The sequence below is a fragment of the Candidatus Eisenbacteria bacterium genome (assembly GCA_035577985.1).
Classification (GTDB): domain Bacteria; phylum Desulfobacterota; class Binatia; order DP-6; family DP-6; genus DATJZY01.
The window spans coordinates 1-2,720 of the sequence record DATJZY010000059.1 but is presented as its reverse complement, the minus strand read 5'-3'; the positions used below and the strand labels follow the sequence as shown (position 1 = coordinate 2,720).

Here is a 2,720-nt window from a genome sequence, read left to right as displayed (position 1 = left end):
CGCGCGAGCGCGAGGGCCGGAGCGAAGACGTCGAGCCCGACGACGCGCAGGGCCGGGAATGTCGTTGCCATCGCGATGGCGAGCCACGCGACGCCCGTGCCCACGTCGAGGAAGGTCGCGCCGTCGCTGCCGAGGCGCGCTCCGAGCTCGCCGAGCGTCGGGACGATCTGCGCGATGACCTGCGCGACCGGCGTGGACAGGCGCCCCTGGCTCTGCAAAAGCGCGGGATCGTCGAAGCTCCAGCCGGCGGGCCTGTCCGGGTTCTCCACGAGATCGACGGACTGACGCAAGAACGCACGGATGCCGCCCGCGATCGCGAGCTTCAGGTCCGTCGGCATCGCCGCGAGCTCCGCTTCGTCGACGCCGAGGGTGCGGAGCACGTCGGTGAGCGCCTCGTGCACGCGGGGATCGACCGCAAGCCCCTCCGTCTGGATCCGGAGCACCGCTCCCAGAGCTCCGAGCGCCTCCATCGGGCCGTTCAGTTTCTGAACGAGCAGCGGAAGGTCCGTGGGTTTCATCGAGATCTCGCACGCGGGCACCCGGCGCGCCGTGTGCCGTCAGATAGCGGAACTACGCGAGCGAAGCGAGCGCGCCGAAGGCGGCGGGGGGAGCAGTTCGCCGAAGGCGAAGCTGAGATGTGATGGGGTGGCACGCGACCTGGTAGCCGTCGGAAGTCCGCGCCTGGTGCCGGAGCGTCGCGGAGTGCTCGCTCGGGTCAAGGGTTCCCTCGGCAGCCTCGGCGGCTGCGCCGCCCTGGACCCGGGCTGCGCGCTCCGCTCGAGTCGGCGGGTTATCGGCGCAGCGGCAGGGAGTGGCTGGCCCCGTTCCACGAGGTCGCGAAAACTTCGTGCCTCAGCAAAACAACGCGCTCGAAGGCGCATGCAGGAAGGAGCCAGCCATGGACCATATTGCAATCGATCTGGGCGGCAAGGAATCTCAGATCTGCGTTCGGTCAGCCGACGGCACAATTATCGAGGAGCTTCGCTGGGGAACCCGGCGACTGGACGCTTATCTCAAGAAGCGTCCGCGAGGTCGGGTCATCCTAGAGACGTCGAGCGAAGCGTTCAAAGTTGCCGACGCGGCCCTCGAGCTCGGGCACGAAGTCCGGGTCGTCCCGGCGACACTGGTGCCGGCGCTCGGAGTCGGAGCTCACGGCGTCAAGACCGATCGCCGCGATGCTCGAGTACTCAGCGAAGTTTCGTCACGTGTCGATCTACCTTCCGTCCACATCCCGAGCGCGATCTCTCGCTCTTGGAAAGCAACGTGCACTGCTCGCGAGTCGCTCGTCACTGCCAGGACGCAGCTGATCAACTCGACGCGCAGCTGGATGCGTTGCAATCTGCTCACCAGTTCCTCGCGCTCGTCCGACACGTTCGTGCGGAGACTGCGCGCTGCTGCTCTAGCCAGCCCCCACGGATTGCCCGACTTCATCGAGCATCAGCTTCAGGTCATCGAAGTGCTCAACGACCGAATTGCTCAGGCCGATGCGCAGCTCAAGCTTCTGGTGAGCGAGCATCCGGTTTGCCAGCGCCTCATGACCATTCCCGGCGTGGGTCCCGTCACGGCGCTCCGGTTCGTCGCGGCCGTCGATCGGATCGAGCGCTTTCCCGATGCTCACTCGCTGCAGTGTTACCTGGGCCTCGTTCCTGGAGAAAACTCCAGCTCCGAGCGCAAGAGACGCACTTCAATCACCAAGGCTGGGCCGCCACGAGTTCGCTGGGCCCTCGCCCAGGCGGCGTGGAGCTTCCGGCGCACCCAGAAGGCCGCTCCGCTGGCGCTCTGGGCCGACGAAGTAGAAAAGCGACGTGGCAAGATGATCGCCATGACCGCCCTCGCGCGACGCCTTGCAGGCATCATGTACGCGATCTGGCGCGACTGCTCCCGCTACGACCCCGCCCACCGGCGTCCAGTCCCGGACGCGTAGACAACACTCTGGGCGCCTCTCGCGCCCCGGGCGTCATCAAGACTGCCGAGCGAAAGCTGTCCAAAGGCGGTGACCGCGTGCCCCCCGCTTCGAGGTTCGAGCTGCTTCGCTGCTCGATGCACTCCGAAGCTGCGATTGCGGCCCGCCGATGGATTTCCACCTATGCGTCTCGAACGCGGATACTCGATTCAAGACAGCTCGTCGTTCGCTTCTCCCTGTCGCCCTCTTCCCTGCCCGCACTCTCAGCCAGCCCCCTGGCTCTGCGCACACGTCTGCCCTTGACCGGTACGCCACCCCATACTCGGGGGGCTAAGGCCCCCCTTGTTAGTAAGTCCCGAGGATCGTCTCGCCCGCGACGACGCGCGCGCCCGGTGTGCAGTCGAGCTTCACGTTCGCGCTGTCCGGCACGAAGAGGTCGCACTGGGACCCCATCCGGATCATGCCGATCTTCTGCCCGGCGGAGACGGCTTCGCCCGGCGTGACGTAGGCGTCGCACTCTTTCACGTAACGGTCCGCGATCTGCACGATCACGCACGGAACCTCTCCGTCGATGGCGATCGTGTTGCGCGCGTTCTCCGTGATGTAGCGGCTCCCCTCCTCGTAGGGCTTCATGTCCCAGAGCAGGCGCACGAAGGTCCGCGTCTGGTGCAGGTTCTCGTGAACCGCCGGCCGCGGCACGATGCTCGAGACGCTGCCCGGCACCGGAGAGCGGATGTAGTGTACCGAAAGGGCCGTCATGTAGATGCCGATGAGCGTCCCATCGCCGTTGCACGGCACCTTGCCCACCCACTCGTCG

The 2,720-nt window shown here is 66.5% G+C and carries 3 protein-coding genes; 1 reads left to right on the top strand and 2 read right to left on the bottom strand.

Annotated elements, in window-relative coordinates:
- The coding region (locus tag VMS22_09655) for a hypothetical protein (GenBank protein ID HXJ34286.1) at positions 1-518 on the bottom strand (518 nt) is incomplete at its 3' end.
- A 380-nt stretch (positions 519-898) separates the two neighbouring features.
- On the opposite strand from VMS22_09655, the gene VMS22_09650 reads away from it, so the two are divergent.
- Entirely contained in the window at positions 899-1,924 is a 1,026-nt protein-coding gene (locus VMS22_09650; GenBank protein HXJ34285.1) for an IS110 family transposase, read from the top strand.
- 324 nt (positions 1,925-2,248) lie between these two features.
- Here VMS22_09650 and VMS22_09645 read toward each other — a convergent pair.
- Positions 2,249-2,720, bottom strand: a 472-nt coding sequence (locus tag VMS22_09645) for a phosphatidylserine decarboxylase (GenBank protein HXJ34284.1), incomplete at its 5' end; no start/stop codon positions are given.

Coding starts and splice junctions, on each gene's coding strand:
- VMS22_09650 (HXJ34285.1), top strand. CDS start 899: ATGGACCATATTGCAATCGATCTGGGCGGCAAGGAATCTCAGATCTGC.